At 46.3% G+C, this 1,150-nt stretch carries 1 protein-coding gene; it reads left to right on the forward strand.

The genetic code is table 11. The annotated features are described in order from the left end of the window. Window positions 1–94: 94 nt before the first annotated feature. Window positions 95–1,150 (forward strand): iron ABC transporter permease (locus tag A3750_RS21515; RefSeq protein WP_156498819.1); only part of this gene is annotated, 1,056 nt, incomplete at its 3' end.

The following is a 1,150-nucleotide window of genomic DNA, read 5'->3' on the forward strand; positions in this document are numbered from 1 at the left end:
TTGATCAATAAACAGAAGACGACGAAAAGCGGCCTATCTGGTCGCTTTTCGATTATAATGCTGTGCTCAGTCATAACATTAAAAGCCTAACACGTTGACTACATCCTCTTTAAAGCGTTGGCAAACTCCTACCTTTCGAACGGAACACTCTTGGTTTGCGAGCGCTCTTCTTGTCGCAACCATCGTTTTACTACCAATCGCATCAGTCATCTATTTAGCGGCCTTTCCCGACGACAATATCTGGCCCCACCTGCTGAATACCGTTCTACCTGTCTACATTGAAAACACGCTCATATTAATGACGGGCGTCGGAACGCTAAGTGTCTTAATTGGCATCGGATCCGCTTGGCTAATAAGCCACTACGACTTCCCAGGAAAACGCTTATTTAACTGGGCATTACTGCTTCCTTTCGCAATGCCAGCGTATGTCATTGCGTATGTCTACACCGACTTTCTTGAGTATGCCGGCCCTCTTCAGTCATCCTTAAGGGAGCTTTTTGGTTGGCAGACAAGCCGCGATTATTTTTTTCCAGAAGTCCGTAGCATGGCGGGCGCGATTATTTTAATGGCGCTGACACTGTACCCTTATATCTATATGCTTGCCCGTGCAGCCTTTATGCAACAATCCGTTTCGCTTTACTACGCTGCTCGCAGTCTAGGCTCTAGCCCATTGGCTTTTTTCTTTCGCGTCTCACTCCCTATTGCTCGACCAGCCATCGTCGTAGGATTGTCACTCGTGTTAATGGAAACTCTGAATGATTTTGGCACCGTCGATTACTTTGCGATTCAAACTCTTACGGCGGGCTTATACGACACATGGCTAAACATGAGCAATATTGGCGGTGCAGCGCAAATAGCGACCGTCATGATGCTCGCTGTCACCCTACTGATTTATTTAGAGCGTCGCTCTAGAAATCAGCAACAAACCTTCTCAGCCAAATCTAGTACGTCTGGCTTACCTGTAAATAAACTCACAGGGCCACATGCTTACTTGGCGAGCGCACTTGCCGCCACCCCTGTGATATTTGGGTTTCTAATTCCTGTTGTCATTCTAAGCAACTACGCAATTCAGTATTTTGAACAAAGCTGGTCCCCTAGATTCTTTTCATATGCATTCAATAGCTTTACCTTAAGTTTTGGCGCGGCTCTG

The sequence above is a fragment of the Oleiphilus sp. HI0079 genome (genome assembly GCF_001635105.1).